Source organism: Catenovulum maritimum (genome assembly GCF_001050375.1).
GTDB lineage: Bacteria > Pseudomonadota > Gammaproteobacteria > Enterobacterales > Alteromonadaceae > Catenovulum > Catenovulum maritimum.
The window spans coordinates 141,431-159,063 of the sequence record NZ_KQ130486.1 but is presented as its reverse complement, the minus strand read 5'-3'; the positions used below and the strand labels follow the sequence as shown (position 1 = coordinate 159,063).

Below are 17,633 nucleotides of genomic sequence, written 5' to 3'. Positions count from 1 at the left end.
ATGTCTTTATCTACTCATTGCTAACAGCTGGGCGCCAGCTTCCACTAACCCAGTCAGTAATATCAAAAGTATGACGGCATGAGTGGCTTTTTTTAAGCTCGAGGCTATATCTATCGCTTCAACCGTTCGACCTTTTCCTAACTCGGGTGAGAAGAGGGTTTTGTTATGGTATACAGCGCGACCACCTAGTTTTATCTTGAGTAAACTTGCGCCGGCAGACATTACCCAGCCGCCATTATGGCTTTTATAATGTTTAGCTTGTTGGTAAGCCAATTTTAAAACCGCGTTAGTTCGAGTAACAGAAAGTAAGGCGTAAAGCAGAGCGGTTAATTTAGCTGGGACAAAGCCGAGTACGTCGTCTGCCCGTGCCGAAAATTTACCAAAATAAATAAAACGGTCATTTTTATAACCCCACATTGCATCTAGGGTATTGGCTAATCTGTGTAAAATAACTAAGGGTGCACCGCCAATTAAGTAACAAATTAAAGTGGCAGTCACAGCATCGTGACTGTTTTCTAGCATGGATTCTACGCAGGCTCTGCTTATTTCTTGTTCTGTTAGTTGGCTGGTATCTCGGCTAACAATATAGCTGCAGTAGCGGCGAGCAAGGGATAAATCTCGCAGCTCTAAAGCATGATAAATTTGCATACCATGTTGATATAAGCTTTTAAAACCAAGTGCGAAATAAATGAAAACTAGATCAAACCCTAGCTGAATGTAAATTGGGTAATGGCTGAGCAAATCTAAGCCAATAAAAATACCTATAGGTAAGGGTAATACCAGTAAGCACCAAGCTAGCATGCCTTTTATAAAGGCTGTTTTGCTTGCAGTTGGGTTCGATTGAGTTTGCTTGGCCGTGTTTAATTTGGCTTCTAGCTTTTGTGCTAGCAAACCAAAGCCAACCAGAGGATGAAATCGTTTCACTTCTCCTAGTAGAGCGTCAATTAACACAGCTAATAACATGGTGAAAGCTAGCATAAAGTGAACATTTGGTTGTGCCTATCAAAGTGCAATTTAATTAACTTCCCATTTTTGAATAGGCTGTAGGCATTTTGGGTTTTGCCGGTTGAATTTAATTTGTTTGAGTTATTTATATTTGCCAGAAAACATCGCATTACATCGCCATGACTGATAACCGCATAGGCTTTGTGATGAGATTTATCTTGATCGGCCGCTAAGTTAATGAGTTCGGTTAATCCTTGTTTAAATCGTTTGGCTGCGGTTATGCCTGTTTCACCTTGAGGGGCACTAAAATCACTTATTTGATGAAATACCTGTTCAAAGTGAACTTGGCTTTTAAGCGAAGATAAAGTTTGCTGCTGCCATTGGCCAAAATGCCTTTCTTGTAGTGCATCAGAAATCGTTAGTTCAGTTTGGTTTATTTCGCGGCATATGTGAGCTGTACTTTTTGCCCGCCCGAGTGGAGAGCTAAAAATATGGCTTACTTTTAGTTTGGCGAGCTGGTGAGCTAGTTTTTCAGCTTGGCGATGACCTAACTGGGTTAAGTCACTGTCGAGCTGACCTTGAATTCTTTGTTCAAGGTTCCACTTTGTTTCACCGTGTCGGGCTAGGTAAATTTGTATCAAGTTAGGCAAGCCAATTACGGGAAGTCGTTTTGCTTGATTCGTTCATCTTATTCATTTCGAATTTAGCTTATTTTACTTGTTCTATGTCTTTCGCAGAGCTTAGCTTGAGTTGAGTTTTTATCACCCAATGCATCATTAGTGCAGGCAACACATAATAAAAAGGTTTTTGAATATAACTCGGGAAATATTGAGCGAAGCGACTTGTGTATTCAAGCCAATTTGGCTCTATATATTGACCAGAAAACCAATAATAACTGCCATTAGAAATCACAAAAGCTAAGCTAGTCGCTAATACTAATAAACCTAGCGTTTTAAGTATTGTGATCAAATTGAACTGGTTTTTAAATAAATCACTGAGTTGAGTGCCAGCATAAAATACAGCACCATAGCTGAAAGCAAGTAAAGGGTAGGTATTTGTAATACAGCTACCAAAAGCTCCACGGCTGTAAGATACTGTTAAATCTATTGTTATGCTGGTTAGGTAAAATAACCAAAATATCTTCACTTTTCGTAGGTAAATACCCGCTAAGAAAAATACCGCGATAGACGCACTCGGTAAATTTATGCTGGTTAAAAAGTGATTTCCGCGTGTTATCAGCATTAGCACCATGAGCAAGCTGATAATGAGAATCGACTTAGAGGTGATGATTCGATTGAGTATTAAAGCCATGTTTTTGCATCCTGTAAATTGGACGATAAACAAGCAACACAGGAAAGACAAGGGGAGTTCCAGCAGCAACAAAGCCCATTGCTATCGCTTTAGATAGTGCTTTACTGTCTGGATTTATTATATGTCGTTCTCTGAAGAAGCCGCCCACCGCAGTCTAGAGTTAATCTTAGGCCGGTCTCCGGACTCCTGTTCATCGCAGTTCAACACCTTCCCATATTATAAAAATACAGTGGTTTTTGTTGATGCTCACAGTTACCGTTGCGGGGGCAGTACAGGCTTTTAACCTGTTTCACGTTTCACCTTTTTTAACCTATTTTTGTTTTCACGATAAAGCTAAAAAAGACACCTAGATTATGCGGCGCACTTTAATAGATTTAATTCAGATTAGCAATTCAGGTACTTAATTTAAGCCGTTCAATTTTAAATGTGATTGTTTTTTGAACTTTTAATATAGGGGGGCTTCTAACCTAACATTATTTTAGAGGGACTACTTATGTTGAAAAAATTCTGTTTGGCCAATTCTCGATTTCTTATTTTTATGGTTTTAATGTTTACCTTTAGAAGTGCTATTGCGGATTGGTATCATGTCCCGACTGGCTCTATGATCCCAACTATAGAAATTGGTGATCAAGTAATAGTTGATAAGGCTGCTTATGATCTAAGAGTACCATTTAGCCGAATCTCTATGGTTAAAACAGGTGAGCCTGACTATAACCATATTATTGTTTTTGAGTCTAAAGCGGCAGATACTCGATTAATTAAACGTGTGATTGGCTTGCCTAACGATATTGTTAGCATGGTCAATGATCAAGTCTATCTAAACGGTAAACCACTTAGGTTAAATCAAAAAGATAAAACAGAGTTGCTTGCGGGTGTGGCGCATTTAATTCAGCTTGATCTAACTCAGCCTGATATTTTAAGTAGTTTCCCTGCCGTTGTAGTGCCTGAAGATCATTATTTAGTTTTAGGTGATAATCGTAGATCAAGTGCTGATTCTAGAGTATATGGCTTTGTGCCAAGGCATGAAATTATAGGTCGGGCAACCAAAACCGCGTTTTCGCTTGATTACGACAAGTGGTTTATGCCGAAATCAGATAGATTTAATAAGCCGCTAGTCTAATCTTAATCAGGAGCTTGTATGAAATATTTGTATTTGTGTCTATTCTGTTTGCAAGTAGAGCAAGCGAATGCTGAAACTTTTAGTCAAAGGTTAGTTAAAGCGGCATTAGAACGAACTCAACATCAAGTTACTTACGACGGCGCTTATGTTTCAATCGCTTACCCTAATGGAGATGTACCGGCTAATACAGGCGTTTGTACTGATGTTATCATTCGAACTTATCGAGCACTGGGCATAGACCTGCAACAACTTGTCCATCAAGATATGAAAGCCAATTTTGCTTTATACCCTTCAGCTCGAATTTGGGGTATGACTCGCACCGACACTAATATAGACCACAGGCGAGTACCTAATTTACAAACCTTTTTTCGCCGCCATGGTACAGAGTTAAGCGTTAGCGCTAAGGCGTCTGATTATAATGCAGGAGATATAGTGACATGGAGTTTACCCGGCAATTTACCCCATATTGGTATTGTGACCGACGGCATTTCTGCTAGTTCAGGCAATCCGCTCATAGTACACAATGTTGGTAGCGGTCCAAAATTAGAAGATTTTTTATTTGATTACCCAATCACAGGCCATTATCGCTTTGACCTTGGTAATTAGTCTCAAGACCCGTATTTGTTCTTATCGTAATTTTTGTCATTTATAAACCTAACGCCAAGCGTTAGGTTTGATTTAATTTTCGAATCATCCCATTTTTTGCCAGAGATTCAGTTATACTCCACGCCAATTTTGAGCCTTAGCTCATAACCTTTAATTTAGTCGCTTTCCATTATGTTTATGTCTTTAAAACAAGCCTTACCTATGAGTGCTTGGTATATGATTTTGTCTGCGCTTGGTTTTTCTTTAATGGCTGCATGTGTAAAGTCAGTTAGTGATGCCGGTATTCCTGTATTAGAAATAGTCGCAGCGCGAGCGATTGTGTCAGGTATTATTAGTTATCTCGATATCAGAAGAAAAAAAATATCTGTCTGGGGGAATAATAAGCCCTTACTCTTTGTTCGAGGCTCGGTCGGTGCGGTCACCCTGATTTTTGTTTATTACTCTGTTAGTACCTTGCCTTTAGCTGAGTCGACGATTTTGCAATATTTGCATCCGGTTTTTACCGCAGTACTGGCAGTATTATTTTTGAAAGAAAGCGTGCAGCGTTCAACCCTAATTTGCATAGTGCTAAGTTTAATCGGGCTGGGCGTTATGGTTGCGCCTAATATGCAATTAAATGATTACCAACAAATGCCTTATGCTTGGTTAAGCGTTGGCGCTGGTGTTTTAGGTGCGATTGGTAGTGCGGTTGCGTATGTGGTGGTAAAAAAGTTAACTAAAACAGACGATAGCTCAGTTATCGTTTTTTACTTTCCGTTTATATCTTTACCTATGTCTGTTGCTTTATTGGGATCTGACTTTGTTATGCCGACCTTGCCTATATTTGGCTTGCTGATACTCGTCGGCATTTTTACTCAAGTGGGACAGGTGGGATTAACTAAGGCGCTCAATTGTGATGATGCAAATAAAGCGACAGCATACGCTTATATTCAAGTTGTTTTTTCAGCTTTGATAGGCTGGTTATATTTTAGTGAAGTACCGACTCTAACCACTATTATGGGCGGTGGTTTAGTTATCGCAGGCGCGTTAGTTAACGTGATGTGGAAGCGTTAAATCGATTTTTATTTGGTTGCTACGCTTTGAATACTAGGTTGACTGCTTTACCTGTTTAGATGACAATTTCATTTATTGGTTAGTGGTTAGGGTCTAATAGGGAATTCATATAAGACCCTAGATAAGTAAACTTGAGAGTGATTAAATGAATCCTATAATTCAAACGTTAAAAGAACATAATATTGGTGAAGAGAAAATTGCGGAGTTATTTCAAACTTTAACGCAAAACCCTATGATGGCAATGGGGACTATTCAATCATTAGGCCTTCCACCTGAAAAATTGCAAGGGTTAATGATGATGGTTATGTCTAACCCTGATTTAATTAAACAAGCCGTAGAAGAGTTAGGTTTAGACTTCTCCAAAGTTGAAGAAGCTAAAGCTAAGTTGAAAGCTAGCCAAGAACAACAGTAGTTAGTATTGAACCAATACTTTTAGTTAAGTATTGGTTCTGCTTGTTGAGCTATCGTTAAATCTGCTTAGCTTGAGACCAAAAGTCGGTCGATATTTTACTGGTTGCATTCGTTTCTGCATTCAACAGTAATGCAAAGCCGATATCTAAATCTGGCGAATAGCCTATATCTGCTCTAAAGCCTGCCACCCAACCTGAGTGATAGATAATCGGAAAATCTTGGAATTGGTAAATTCGCCAACCATAACCGTAATGCGCGTCGGTTAAGTATTCTCGCCAATATCGTTTTTTTAAATCACGCTTCGTTTTTATTCTAGGGGTTGTGAGTTCTGTCAGAAGTGCTTCAGATAACACTTTAGGCTGATAGCCCAAATTAGCGATTAACCATTTTGCTAAATCACTAATACTTGCGTTTACCCCCGCAGCAGGCGCGACTTTGTAAAAATCAGGTTTTACTTTTACCGTTCGCCAAATGTGCTTTTTAATATCTTTACCGTCAGCTGTTTTTTGTCCAGTCTTGACTCTTTTAATTAAAATGTGCGGCTTAGCCACATTTTTTTCTGAGATATAAGGTTTTATACCGACAGACGCATTTTCCATATTCAGCGGCTCGAATATTCGCTCTTGGACCAAGGTATTAAATGATTTGGTTTGGCTTGCTTCAATTGCGGGCTGCACTAAAGCATAAGCAATATTTTGGTAACCGTAACATTTAGCGGGCTGACAAATAGGCGAAACTCTATCAAAGCGCTTAATGATTTTGGTTAAATTCCAGTTCTCATGAAGCAGGTTGTCATAAGCATTAGGCATTAATCCAGAGGAGTGACTGAGCAAGTGTTTTAATTGGATTTGTTCAGCTGCGTTAGGGACTGCTAATTTAAAGTTAGGCACATATTTAGTGACAGGATCGGATAAATCTAAACTTCGCTCTTGCGCCAGCATAGTGGTGATAGTGGCAGCAAAGGTTTTAGATACTGATGCGAGCCTAAATATGGTTTGTTCATTTACGGCTTGTTGTTTAGATTTATCCGTGTGACCAAAGGTTTCTATCGCAATTACTTTTCCACTTTTTACAATGGCATAGGCACCGCCGGGCACGCTTAACTGAACTAATTTTGAATGAACTTGCTTTGCAAAAGATTGGTTGAAGGCGTTAATCTCAGTGCTATAAACGACAGGAAGCTGGAATAAACAAAGTAGGGCTAATAATTGTATTTTGAATTTAGCTAACATTATTTCGCCTCAGAATAAAAGCGACGTATTTTAGCGCTTATCACAGAAAAAGTAATCACTAAGTTTATTTTTGATTGTTATTTGAGCCAATAATCGATTAATGGTCAATTAAAACTAAGTGCATTGATTGATATTAGCTAAACTGAATCCATATAGCTTAATAGACTGTTTGAAATCAGGATAGGGAATAAAAATGAAAAATAAATTAACCGCTGAACAATTAAGAGTTTTAGGCGTTATGTTAGAAAAGCAAGTGACTACGCCTGATCAATATCCCATGTCGATTAACGGCATAACGACAGCTTGTAACCAAAAATCGAACCGCGAACCTATAGTGGATTACAGCGAAAGCCAAGTTCAAAATGTAGTGGATGAATTAGTCAACTTACGTTTGTTGAGTGACACAGGACCTTCTGGTCGAGTGACTAAATATCGTCACCGCTTTTATGGCAGTGATTTTTCTTCGTATCAGTTTAGCCAAGAGCAAGCTGCTATTTTATGTGTACTCTTTTTAAGAGGCCCACAAACGCCAGGTGAATTAAGAACGCGAACCCAGCGCTTAGCAAGCTTTAGTGATGTGCAACAAATCGAATCTTGCCTGCAAGAACTTGCCGAGCATGCAGATGGTTCATTTGTGGTGAAGTTAGAGCGAGAGCCAGGCAAAAGAGAAAGCCGATTTGCTCATTTGTTTGCTGACGTTGAGATTAGCCAAGCCGTGGCCGCGACAACCACTAGCACTTTTGCCTCAAACAATGACTCTGAATTACAGCAGAGGGTTGATGAATTAGAACAAAGCGTGGCTGAACTCAAAGCTGAACTCGCTGAGTTAAAACAGCTGATATTAGATTAGGAAAATTAGGATATGCAGTCAGTTGTTGATTACTTCGTCGAATTAGACCATTTAAAATTGGTTAATCGAAAAACTTATGTCAATGATCAAAGTCGAGTGGAAAACTCGGCTGAGCACTCTTGGCATCTTGCTATGGCTTGTTGGAACCTAGCTGAGTACTTTGAGCTGGAGCTTGATCACGCAAAGCTACTTAAACTCGCATTGGTTCACGATTTAGGCGAGATAGATGCCGGAGATACCTTTTTATATTCAGACAAACGACAGCAAGCTGATAAAGCTGAACGTGAAGGCGTTGAGCGATTAGCGAACCATGAGGGTAACAAGGTAAAAGATATTGTTAGTTTGTGGGATGAGCAAGAGTATGGTGATTCCAAAGAAACTCAATTATTAAAAGCGGCAGACAGGTTGCTCCCGTTAATGATGAATATTCATACTAAGGGCAGGGCTTGGAAAGAACTCAGTGTAAAGAAATCCCAAGTTTTAAAGGCGCACGATTTTATTCAATATACTTTCCCACCAATCCACGACTGGATTAAAACTCAAGCAGAACTAGCTGTTGCCCAAGGTTGGTTGATTGACGATTAGTCATAGAAAATAAGCACTGCTAATTTGAATAGTTAAATAGTTAAATAGTTAAAGCTTAGAGCAAATCTAAGCTTTGACTTGAGATAAGAAATTAGCAAGTTACTGATTAATTAAATACATAGCTTGGTTAGTAGCCAACATAAATTGATGACCTTTCTCAGCTGAGTATCTATGTTTTAAACTTCTCGATGAAGGAAACCCTATTAACTCTGGGCCACTCCAAATTTGTAACCCTTGCGCATTATATTTAGTTAATCGCGAGCTGGAGCTTCTATCATAGTTGTAATATAAGGCATCCGTTGTTAGTAAAAAGAAATTCTGATTTGTATTTGTTGAGTTATCAATGGCGAGATCGACAATCGTTTTGCCGATTGAATATGTCACATACTTAACTAGGGTCGAATTTTCTATTTTATAGACAATGATTTGATTGCTGGAAGTTTGACTGCCAGAATCGATACATAAAACTTCTGGTGTTGAGTCGCTATCTTGGTTAAAAAATGCGACTCTAGAACATTGTTGGTCGACAAAGCTTAACTCTGAAAGTAGGGCCTGATTTTGTTGCATTAGGCGGGTTTTGTTATTTTCACTAACAATTATCCAGGGCGTAGAACCATTATCTGCGATATCAAAATCTAGGATGGCATAATTAAATGTGTGATTCACTAGAGTTAGCTGGTTCTCGATATCCAATATATTTAAAGTTTTATTATCGGCGTAAATCGCATCGATGAATTCGTCACCGTTCATTTCACGAGCCATTATAATTCCTATGTTGGAATCGGAGTCGCCATTAATTTTCCAAATTTCCGACATATCACTCAGTTGCATAGCTGAAAAAGCCCCCATATCGAGGTGTGTCGAAGGTAGGAATATGTCCCCGATGCCATCCTTATTGAAATCAGTTACGGCTGCGTATTGACTCTTATCCCAATTGCTAGATATTTCGTCACTAATACTAAGGTTTCCGTCTGGAGTTATGAAAGCGAGCCTACTACCATCAAATCCAATATTGCTCTCAGGTATAAAAAAGACGGCACTTTCATTACCGGACTCTACCTCAGCCCAGCCTGCAGTCGAATATTTATCTAGTTGAATTCCGCTTCCCTTAGTTTTAAGTGTGGCTGTTTCATTCGCTAAATCAGCTACAATAAGTCGATTAGTTCGTATCCTAGCTTGAAGTGCGCTCCAATGTATCTCTTGTAAACCATCATTATCTGAGTCACCAAAGGTAAGTGATTTTGAATCATATTCTCGTACTGATAATAACCATTTTTCTTCCAGAGTTTGTTCTGCTTTATTCCAATCGTATGCTGTAATATTGCCCCATTGGCAATCACTCAGAACAACTTCTATTTCAGCGTCTTGGTCAATGTTTGTGGCTTCAATGTTACAGGCATTGAACTGATCAAAAGCATAGAGCTGTGTTTTGGTATTTGCAGAAAATACACTGAGATTACCCCAAGTATCCGCACCGATAATTTCGCTAATACCGTCGTTATCTAGATCAGCCGTGGTCACCATGCTTGAGCCAAGTTTGGTACTGCTTATCCATTGGTTTGAGAAGGTTTTTCCGTCATAGATGTGACCGTTATTTGTGATGATTTCTAGCTGGTTGTCATCATCAACATTGGCAATTGCGATATCGGATGCTGAAGCTAGATTTGTACTGAATATTTGCGTGTTCAAATCTTTCATTCGATATGCTTTTAGTATTGAGTTAGAGGTGAGTAACAGTAAAGTTAATTCACCATTATTCTCTAGATCGACTATGTCTATTTTTCGGATCGCTTGATTATCATTTAATTCAAGCAACACTTTTGCCATTTTAGTTTTGTCGTCGATTAAACTGATACCAGTTTCGGTTGCAACTATAATTTCAAGGGGGGCATTTTGATCAATATTTTTGCCAATTACTTGCACAATTGAACCTGAGGTCGGCATTTTAAAAGGATACATCCAAGACTGGGTGTATGACCCCGTTTGTTCTGATATCAAAAATACTCTGTTGTTATTGTCGGTAGATAAAATCTCATTTTTGCCGTCGCCAGTAAAATCACCAATCCAGATTGAATCATTTTGGTTTGGCGCTTCTATACCAGAACGTGCTATCGGCATTGCTTGATCATCTTTAATGAATACAGAGGTCGTATGAGTTTCTTGGCTAATTTCTCCAGCTGGATTTAGCATTGAAAAATTAAAATTGAATGATTGCTCTGGAAAGATAAACTCTGGGCTAGCAGTCCATTCGACAGAACCTTGGTGATTCATAACTGCACCTGTCGGGGCTGCTGTCATTACAAAGTTTAGATTAGGTGTATCATCAAAGGTTAAAAAATCAGGATCTGTGATATCCACAGTAAAGCTTATTTGCTCTTCACTATTGGGGTTAGTCGGTAGGTTGCTAACCGTCAAGGTAGCAGGAGAGTTTAATAAATTGATGTATTGAGGCGGGCCTTCAACTGTATTTAGGCCGTCAAATGCTACTAGTGTTGCCTTTATCTCGTCACCAAACACAGCTTTGTATGCTGGTAAGGTATCACCGTGGATATCTTTAACTAATTCACCATTGATGTACCAATTAAAACTAATAGTAATATCTTCGTTTAGTGTATCTCTATCATGCACATTTCCTGCAGATTTAAGCTGTATTGGCGTGCTTGTGTAATATGTTTTTCCATATGGAATATCAGGAGAGTAAACTTTAGGTGGAATGTTTAAATCTTCAATAGGCTGTAGTTGATAATCATTAATATCTTGGCTATCTAATGGGAAACGAAAATCATCTATGTAAACGCCGCTATCAAGTTCGTCATCATGGTTGGTATCTTCTAAGTATTTGGCAAAGTCCCAATAAGGTTCAAATTGAAATTGAACGGACTTGTCGCCAATGAGTGTAATTGAGCCAGATCTAGGGTTATATAATGATCTATTTTCAAGACTGGATTTTATCTCTACATGGCCAATATCAGATATGTATATATTGCCTTTTGGACTTTCAAAATAGCTACTGAGTTGAGAGAGTATTTGCCTATTGTTAATTGTGGTAAGTAAGTTCTGTTTGAAATCAACCATAGGATAAAATGGATAGGCTTCATCTGTTACATAGTTGATTTGAAAATATCCAGTTGTGCTGAACCTATGAATATTCTCACCAGTTCGATAGTTTTTGATGCTGGAGGCAAGATTGTCAAAGTAGATAACATAATTGAAGTTGTCGAATTTATTTAAACTTACACTAATAGCACCTCTTCCTGAGTTTATATTATTTGAGGTATTTGTTTGGCACTGATCAAGTTCATAAATAATTGTACCTACACCTTGATTGTCTAAGTTAGCTGTGTATCGGATAAAACCTGACCAACCACAGTTTAAAGTACCTGAAACTTTCGATGAAGTTCGGGTTTGGGCCGAACGAGTTAAGCTTTTATTTAATTTTATATCGGATGTAATTACTTGGGCTAAGTTAGCTTGAAGTGGAGCTCTAGCATTATTCGTCAGCTCGGTATAAGGAACTTGCGGTATCTCACTGCTATATTGTCCCCAAAGTAGGTGATATATATCATGTGCTTTGACTATATCTAAATTTACATCCTGTTTTTTACCTTTATATTCAGAATCTACCTTTTCTTCAAATGCGGCTAACAACTCAGTTTGGCTATATTCAATAGGATTATCTATGATTGCTTGATAGTTACTTGCTGACGTTTTGCTATCACCGCCACCGCAAGCGGATAAAATGGCAATAATTGAAGCTGAAACTAATATACTAGAGAGTTTAGACACTTATCGTACTTGATGTTATGTTTTAAAAGGTCATACATTTTACAGTGTTAACATATCTAATACAATTTTATGGTTTTGAAATTTTTATAAACTACACCATAGGTTTTATTGTTTTTAAGTAGTCGATTAATTTTGAGGTGGCTGGTCCTATAAAATCAGTATCTTTAGTGACTAGATAAATGGGTAAAACACGCTTGGCATCTTGAGCTAGGTTAATTTGCTTTAATTGGCCGTTTTTAAGTTCATTTTTGATGAAGCTATGAGGCAAAAAAGCAAACCCTATATTCGCCATAACGGCTTTTATTGAAGTGCTGGGGTTGGTGACTGTCCACCTTTGTTCTGAACCTAACCAGCCCGCATCTTGTTGTCTTCTAATGCCATTGTCTCGAATGACAATTTGTCTGAACTGTTTTAACTCTTCGCTGGTGATTGAGTTGCTGAGTTTAAAAATTGAATTATCTGGATGTGCAACCGCTATCATATCAACCGTGCCGATTGGCGTGCCTAAAAACCCAGGCGGTAATTTGGGGGTGAAAACGATATCTGCTTTTTTCTCTAATAAAGCTTCTTCTGTTGCTGATAATGTGGTTTCTAAAATTTTGATCCTAGTTTGCGGATATTGATTTGAGAATTGAGCTAATTTTTCGAAGATAGGATCCAGATGCACTATGGCATCTATTGCCAGACTGATTTCATTTTCCCAGCCAGTGGCAAGATAAGCCGCTGTTTTTTCAATTGCAGAGGCAGAGTCGAGTAAGTTTTTGGCATGGCGGTATAAGGCTTTGCCTGTGTCGGTTAGCTCAGCTTTGCGGCCTTGTATTTGTAGTACAGGGCTTGGCAATTGAGCCTGTAAGTTATTAATTATGTAGCTAATGCTAGATTGGCTTTTGTGTAAGCATTCTGCTGCCTTGGCAAAGCTGCCTTCATCTACAACGGTTTTAAACGTCGCCCATTGTTCTAGGCTTATTTTTGGTATCTGCATTTTATATCTAAAAAGTTGATTGATTATTGCTAAATATTAGCGCATTTAATCAAAAATATACTTGTATTATTGATGTCAGAAATCAATTTGGAGAAATAATATGAAAACAGTATTAAAAATAGATTCTAGTTTGTTCGGTGAAAATGGGGTTTCGAGCCAATTAAATCAAAAAGTTGTAGCAGAGTTAAGTGAGAAATATTCTGACTTAGCTGTTATTAACAGAAGTTTTTCTGAACAAGCAATCCCACATCTAGATGGTGACTGGATACAAGCTTTATCAACGCCAGAGGCTAGCCGAAGTGCAGAGCAGCAGAAAAAAGTCGATTTTTCTGATGGGTTAATCAATGAGGTTAAACAAGCGGATATTTTAGTAATAGGTTTACCTATGTACAACTTCAATATTCCATCTATGTTAAAAGCTTGGATTGATCATATTGCTAGGGCAGGGGTTACTTTTAAGTATACAGAGCAAGGCCCAGTTGGCTTATTAAATGGTAAACAAGTTTACTTAGTAACGACGAGAGGCGGAGTGCATAAGGATTCAGCAAGAGATACACAGATACAGTTTGTAACTACATTTTTAAACTTTATTGGTTTAACTGAAATTGAAGTTGTTTATGCTGAGGCTTTGAATATGCAAGGTCATAGAGAGCCAAGTATAGCAAGAGCAGAGCAGCAAATAGCTGAGTTAGTGAGGTAAGTATGAGTACGCAAAATAAACCGAGACAGGTTATTGAAAAAATAACGGCTAGAGCTGCGTCCGATGGTGCAGGCGTTAAATTATTGAGAGTTTTTTCTGGGCCAAGGGCTGAAAGGTTCGATCCTTTTTTAATGTTGGATGAATTTGGCTCAGAGTCTGCCGATGATTATATCGCGGGTTTTCCTGCCCACCCACACAGAGGTTTTGAAACTATCACCTATATGTTAGCCGGAAAAATGGAACATCAAGATCATATGGGCAATGTTGGGTTATTATCGGACGGCGGAGTGCAGTGGATGACCGCAGGCAGAGGCGTTATACACTCAGAAATGCCAAAGCAAACACAAGGCAAAATGCACGGTTTTCAGCTTTGGTTGAATCTTGCTGCTGAAGACAAAATGCAGGCCGCTGGCTATCAAGATATACCCGCGAGTGAAATCCCAAACTATGAGTTTGATGGTTTTAAACTTACGGCAATTGCAGGTGAAACGAATGTAAATGATCGCGCTGTTGCTGGCCGTATGCAACAGGTTAAAACTTTACCTATTTATTTAGATTTTGAGGTAGAAGAAACCCTTGATATTGAGGTCGATATTGCTGATGGTTTTAATTGCTTTATTTATTGCTTCCAAGGCGAAGTGAAGATAGGTGCAGATCAGACCATTTTAGCTAGTCAAAATTTAGCTAGGTTGAATCAATCTGGTAAGCTTAAGTTAACTGCTGCCGCTCAATCTCGCTTCTTATGTATTGCAGGCAAGCCTTTAGGCGAAAGCATAGTGCAACATGGCCCATTTGTAATGAATAGCACTGAAGAGATAGAGCAAGCAATTAAGGATTATCAATCAGGTACTTTGGTTGATTAATCAGGGCTAAATTAGCTGATAGAGGAGCAAAACGTGCTAAATGATTATGTCATGAGTTATTGGGGGATATTATGTCTCCTTTTAACTATTTTAATTCAAGGTATTATTGCTTCGAGTGTTAAAGCTCGCCGACAGAATGCAATACCGGGTAAAATTGATGAAAGCTTAGGCCATCAAGATTTTGTTTTTCGAGCGCATAGAACATACCTGAATTCGTTAGAAAATTTTCCCGCTATTTTTGGGGCGATTGTGTTAGCGATATTGGTTGGTGTAGAAGCATTTTGGTTGAGTGTCTTGGTTTGGGGATATGCACTGGCTAGAATTATCCACATGATTTTGTATTACGCGATCGCAACTGAAAAAAATCCTAGTCCGAGAAGCTACTTTTATTTAATTGGCTTGCTTTGTAATATTGGGATTTTTGTTTTGTGCGCTGTTAGGCTTTATCAGGCGTAGCTTCTTTTTTCGCCGTTTTGATTGTCGCGTTTGGTAGTTGGATCTTAAATTCACAACCCATACCTTCAGTGGATATCAGTTGTACTTCTCCATTTAATTGTTGGGTGACCAAATTATATAAAATGGAAAGGCCTAAGCCAGTTCCACCACCAAACCTATTGGTGGTAAAAAATGGTTCAAATATTCGCTGTTGGTTTTCCTGTTTAATCCCTTGGCCGTTATCTTTTACGGCTAAAGTGCAGAATGAGTTAGCTAAAGTTAGTTCAATCGAGAGTTGTTTATTTGTGTGGTGGGAAGTAAAAGCATGATAACAAGCGTTTTGAACTAAAATCGTAATAATTTGAGCTAGTATACCTGGACTGGCATTTAGGATAACGCCTTCTTGAACACTTGTATCTAGTTTGACTTGATGGCTTCTTAGCATGGGTAATAAACTAGATAGGGTGTTGGTTATATAGCTGCCCACATCAAACTGGACTTTTTGTTGAGTGGACTGATCTGCCGCTGTGCGTTTAAAGTTTTGGATTAAGTCTACCGCGCGGTTTAAATTTTGAAAAATAAGCTCGTCGGAGTCTTTGAGGATCTTGATTTGTCTGAGCAATTTTTCTTTTGTTAGCTTTCCTGTATCTAAAAGATCTTCAAGTTCCCTTAAGGCTTCGACATTGTATGTAGTACCTGTTATTGCGACGCTAATCGGGGTGTTTACTTCGTGTGCGACACCTGCGACTAAGTTACCAAGCGATGCCATTTTTTCTATTTCTATTAATTTGGATTGAGTTTGTTTTAAATGTTCAAAACTGGCTTCTAACTCTTCGGTTCTTGCTTGAACAATTTCTTCTAAATTTTTATTTTGTTCTTCTAATTTTGCTTGATATTGGTTTCTTTCGTTTGCAGTTATTGCTCGGCCATATAAATCAGATACAGCGCTGGCAAATGTGATTTCAGCTGAAGTCCAATGTTTTATCTCGCCAATGTTTTCAGCACATATGATGCCTATCATCTTTCCTTTATGCCGAATTGGCATGTCTAGCATAGAGCGTATTTTATGTGGGATTAGGTAAACGTCTTTAAATTCAGCAGTGGCAGAGTCAGTCTCAGCATTGACGGCAACAATAGACCTTTCTGTATCTAAAAATTTAAAATAAGTCGGGAAATCTTTGCGGTAGAGTTTGAGCTCTTCAATTTCAGTTTCATGGTAGGTGTCAATTAATAGCTTACACTCTATAGCAGTGACATCATCATTGGTCAGCCAAATCCCACAGCGTTTTATTTCTAGCCCAGCTAAAATTGACTCAATAATTAGTCTGGCAGCTTGTTGTAAATCGCCAGTGTCGATAACTTCTGATTTAGAGACATTAAGTAGTATGTTTTCAAATTTTAAGTTCATCTTTATTGTGTTTTTTTGACAGACTTAAAATAACTATAGCGGTTTATTTACAACTTGGTAATTAATCTAGTTAGATAGGCAGAATCTTGTTTGGAAGAAGTCAGACAAACGGATTTGTTTGCCTGACTAGTGACTAGGGTGTGTTGAGATAAAAATTAAATGAGGTGCGGTTAAGCACAAGTGCATTTAGCATTTATCACTTCAACTAAACGATCAACAGCTAATGCTAATTCAGCTTCTGATGCATTCGTAAAGTTGAGCCTTAATGCTGGCGTGATTTTAGCGCCTTGTTGGTAAAATACAGAACTTGGTACTACTGCAACATTATTTTCGAGTGCGGCTTTGGCGAGATCAAAAACATCGCAATCAGGAATCGTTAACCAAACAAACATGCCGCCATCTACTGAGTTTAATTCGCAGCCACTAGGTAACTTTTGATTTAAGTTATCACTGAGTACCTGATATCTTTTTTGGTACAAATCTCTTAAATTTTGAATGTGTTTATCAAACTCACCATGGCTTAGTAAATCGAGTAACACAGCTTGCATCGGAATACTTGAATGCAAATCAGCAGATTGCTTAACTTTAATTAATGGGTTTATCCAATCAGTTTTACCTGTAACTAAACCTAAGCGTATGCCAGGTGTCGCAATTTTTGAGAAAGATCTTAATACTAATGAATGATCAGGGCAAAAGCTTGAAACTAAAGGTAAAGCTTCTCCAGTAAATCTTAATTCACGGTATGGCACGTCTTCTATTAAAGTTACGCCATATTTTATACATAAGGCTGCGACTTTTTGGCGTACCTCTAGTGACCAACATACACCCGTTGGGTTATGAAAGTCTGGCACTGCGTAAAACATAACAATTTCTTGTTCAGCGAAGCAGCTTTCTAATTGCTCTAAATCTGGGCCTTCGGCTTGTTGCTCTATACTAACAACGTCAGCTTGCGCTAAGCCAAACACTTGAAGTGCGCCTAAGTAACTTGGTGCTTCCATTACGACTTTGTCGCCAGGATTTAAGAAAGCTCTGGCGATTAAATCTAAGCCTTGCTGTGAGCCAGTACAAACTATAGCGCTTTGGTTTTCAGGTAATTGGTAAGCTTTTTGAAAGTAATCTAATAAAGGGCCAAACCCAGCAGTATGACCGTATTGGAAAAGCTCCGGCTTGGTTGGTAGATCAATTAAAGATTGAGCCATTAACGCGATAGGGAAGTTATCACCATCAGGTAAGCCACCAGCTAAAGAAATGACGCCTTCTGCTTGCGCTGCACTTAAAATTTCACGAATGTAAGAAGGTTGTATTTGTTGTAATGATTTAGCTAGTTTCATAATGATCTACTTTTT

17 protein-coding genes and 1 riboswitch are annotated in these 17,633 nt (G+C 38.5%); of the genes, 9 read left to right on the top strand and 8 right to left on the bottom strand.

Features of this window, described 5'->3' with window-relative positions; translation table 11 throughout:
• Positions 1–6: 6 nt before the first annotated feature.
• The 3 genes from XM47_RS07220 to XM47_RS07210 form a co-directional block, all read right to left on the bottom strand.
• A complete protein-coding gene (locus tag XM47_RS07220; RefSeq protein ID WP_048691164.1) occupies positions 7–978 on the bottom strand; it encodes a cobalamin biosynthesis protein CobD/CbiB in 972 nt (323 codons plus the stop codon).
• Positions 972–1,586, bottom strand: a complete 615-nt coding sequence (locus XM47_RS07215; protein WP_048691162.1) for a histidine phosphatase family protein — start codon at positions 1,584–1,586, stop codon at positions 972–974. The genes XM47_RS07220 and XM47_RS07215 overlap by 7 nt, the downstream gene beginning before the upstream one ends.
• Before the next feature lie 67 nt (positions 1,587–1,653).
• Positions 1,654–2,256, bottom strand: coding sequence for a hypothetical protein (locus XM47_RS07210; RefSeq protein ID WP_048691160.1), 603 nt, complete (start codon positions 2,254–2,256; stop codon positions 1,654–1,656).
• 152 nt (positions 2,257–2,408) lie between these two features.
• Positions 2,409–2,621, bottom strand: a riboswitch (cobalamin riboswitch).
• Between the two features lie 128 nt (positions 2,622–2,749).
• Between XM47_RS07210 and lepB the strand changes: the two genes are divergently transcribed.
• The 4 genes from lepB to XM47_RS07190 all read left to right on the top strand — a co-directional run bounded on the left by lepB (position 2,750) and on the right by XM47_RS07190 (position 5,447).
• Positions 2,750–3,376, top strand: coding sequence for a signal peptidase I (gene lepB, locus XM47_RS07205; protein ID WP_048691158.1), 627 nt, complete (start codon positions 2,750–2,752; stop codon positions 3,374–3,376).
• An 18-nt stretch (positions 3,377–3,394) separates the two neighbouring features.
• Positions 3,395–3,982, top strand: a complete 588-nt coding sequence (locus tag XM47_RS07200) for a DUF1287 domain-containing protein (protein ID WP_048691156.1) — start codon at positions 3,395–3,397, stop codon at positions 3,980–3,982.
• 171 nt (positions 3,983–4,153) lie between these two features.
• Positions 4,154–5,035 carry a DMT family transporter gene (locus XM47_RS07195; protein ID WP_048691155.1) on the top strand — a complete coding sequence of 294 codons (882 nt, stop codon included), beginning with the start codon at positions 4,154–4,156 and terminating at the stop codon, positions 5,033–5,035.
• A 145-nt stretch (positions 5,036–5,180) separates the two neighbouring features.
• On the top strand, positions 5,181–5,447 hold the full coding sequence (locus XM47_RS07190) for a DUF2999 family protein (RefSeq protein WP_048691153.1): 267 nt from the start codon (positions 5,181–5,183) through the stop codon (positions 5,445–5,447).
• 55 nt (positions 5,448–5,502) lie between these two features.
• Here XM47_RS07190 and XM47_RS07185 read toward each other — a convergent pair whose 3' ends face one another.
• Positions 5,503–6,678 (bottom strand): serine hydrolase domain-containing protein, encoded by a 1,176-nt coding sequence (locus XM47_RS07185; RefSeq protein WP_048691151.1) that lies wholly within the window; start codon positions 6,676–6,678, stop codon positions 5,503–5,505.
• A gap of 193 nt (positions 6,679–6,871) precedes the next feature.
• Here XM47_RS07185 and XM47_RS07180 point away from each other — a divergent pair, with 193 nt between their 5' ends.
• Both XM47_RS07180 and XM47_RS07175 read left to right on the top strand, forming a co-directional pair.
• Positions 6,872–7,528, top strand: a complete 657-nt coding sequence (locus tag XM47_RS07180; protein WP_048691149.1) for a YceH family protein — start codon at positions 6,872–6,874, stop codon at positions 7,526–7,528.
• A 12-nt stretch (positions 7,529–7,540) separates the two neighbouring features.
• Positions 7,541–8,113 carry an HD domain-containing protein gene (locus XM47_RS07175; protein WP_048691147.1) on the top strand — a complete coding sequence of 191 codons (573 nt, stop codon included), beginning with the start codon at positions 7,541–7,543 and terminating at the stop codon, positions 8,111–8,113.
• Between the two features lie 99 nt (positions 8,114–8,212).
• Here the strand turns inward: XM47_RS07175 and XM47_RS07170 are convergent, their stop codons facing one another.
• Both XM47_RS07170 and XM47_RS07165 read right to left on the bottom strand, forming a co-directional pair.
• Positions 8,213–11,899 carry an FG-GAP repeat domain-containing protein gene (locus tag XM47_RS07170; RefSeq protein WP_048691146.1) on the bottom strand — a complete coding sequence of 1,229 codons (3,687 nt, stop codon included), beginning with the start codon at positions 11,897–11,899 and terminating at the stop codon, positions 8,213–8,215.
• Between the two features lie 91 nt (positions 11,900–11,990).
• On the bottom strand, positions 11,991–12,881 hold the full coding sequence (locus XM47_RS07165; protein ID WP_048691144.1) for a LysR family transcriptional regulator: 891 nt from the start codon (positions 12,879–12,881) through the stop codon (positions 11,991–11,993).
• Positions 12,882–12,981: 100 nt separating this feature from the next.
• Between XM47_RS07165 and XM47_RS07160 the strand changes: the two genes are divergently transcribed.
• From XM47_RS07160 to XM47_RS07150, 3 genes are read left to right on the top strand one after another with little or no spacing between them, the layout of a single operon-like run.
• The gene (locus tag XM47_RS07160; protein ID WP_048691142.1) at positions 12,982–13,581 is read left to right on the top strand and encodes an FMN-dependent NADH-azoreductase; all 600 of its coding nucleotides are present in this window, start codon (positions 12,982–12,984) and stop codon (positions 13,579–13,581) included.
• 2 nt (positions 13,582–13,583) lie between these two features.
• Positions 13,584–14,444: a pirin family protein gene (locus XM47_RS07155; RefSeq protein ID WP_048691140.1), complete on the top strand. Its 861-nt coding sequence runs from the start codon at positions 13,584–13,586 to the stop codon at positions 14,442–14,444.
• Between the two features lie 33 nt (positions 14,445–14,477).
• Positions 14,478–14,900, top strand: coding sequence for an MAPEG family protein (locus tag XM47_RS07150; protein ID WP_412731121.1), 423 nt, complete (start codon positions 14,478–14,480; stop codon positions 14,898–14,900).
• On the opposite strand, the gene XM47_RS07145 is transcribed toward XM47_RS07150, so the two are convergent.
• Both XM47_RS07145 and XM47_RS07140 read right to left on the bottom strand, forming a co-directional pair.
• Positions 14,881–16,287: a sensor histidine kinase gene (locus XM47_RS07145; protein WP_048691139.1), complete on the bottom strand. Its 1,407-nt coding sequence runs from the start codon at positions 16,285–16,287 to the stop codon at positions 14,881–14,883. The two genes, XM47_RS07150 and XM47_RS07145, sit on opposite strands and share 20 nt — an antisense overlap.
• Positions 16,288–16,457: 170 nt before the next feature.
• Positions 16,458–17,618 (bottom strand): aminotransferase-like domain-containing protein, encoded by a 1,161-nt coding sequence (locus XM47_RS07140; protein ID WP_048691137.1) that lies wholly within the window; start codon positions 17,616–17,618, stop codon positions 16,458–16,460.
• Positions 17,619–17,633: the final 15 nt, after the last annotated feature.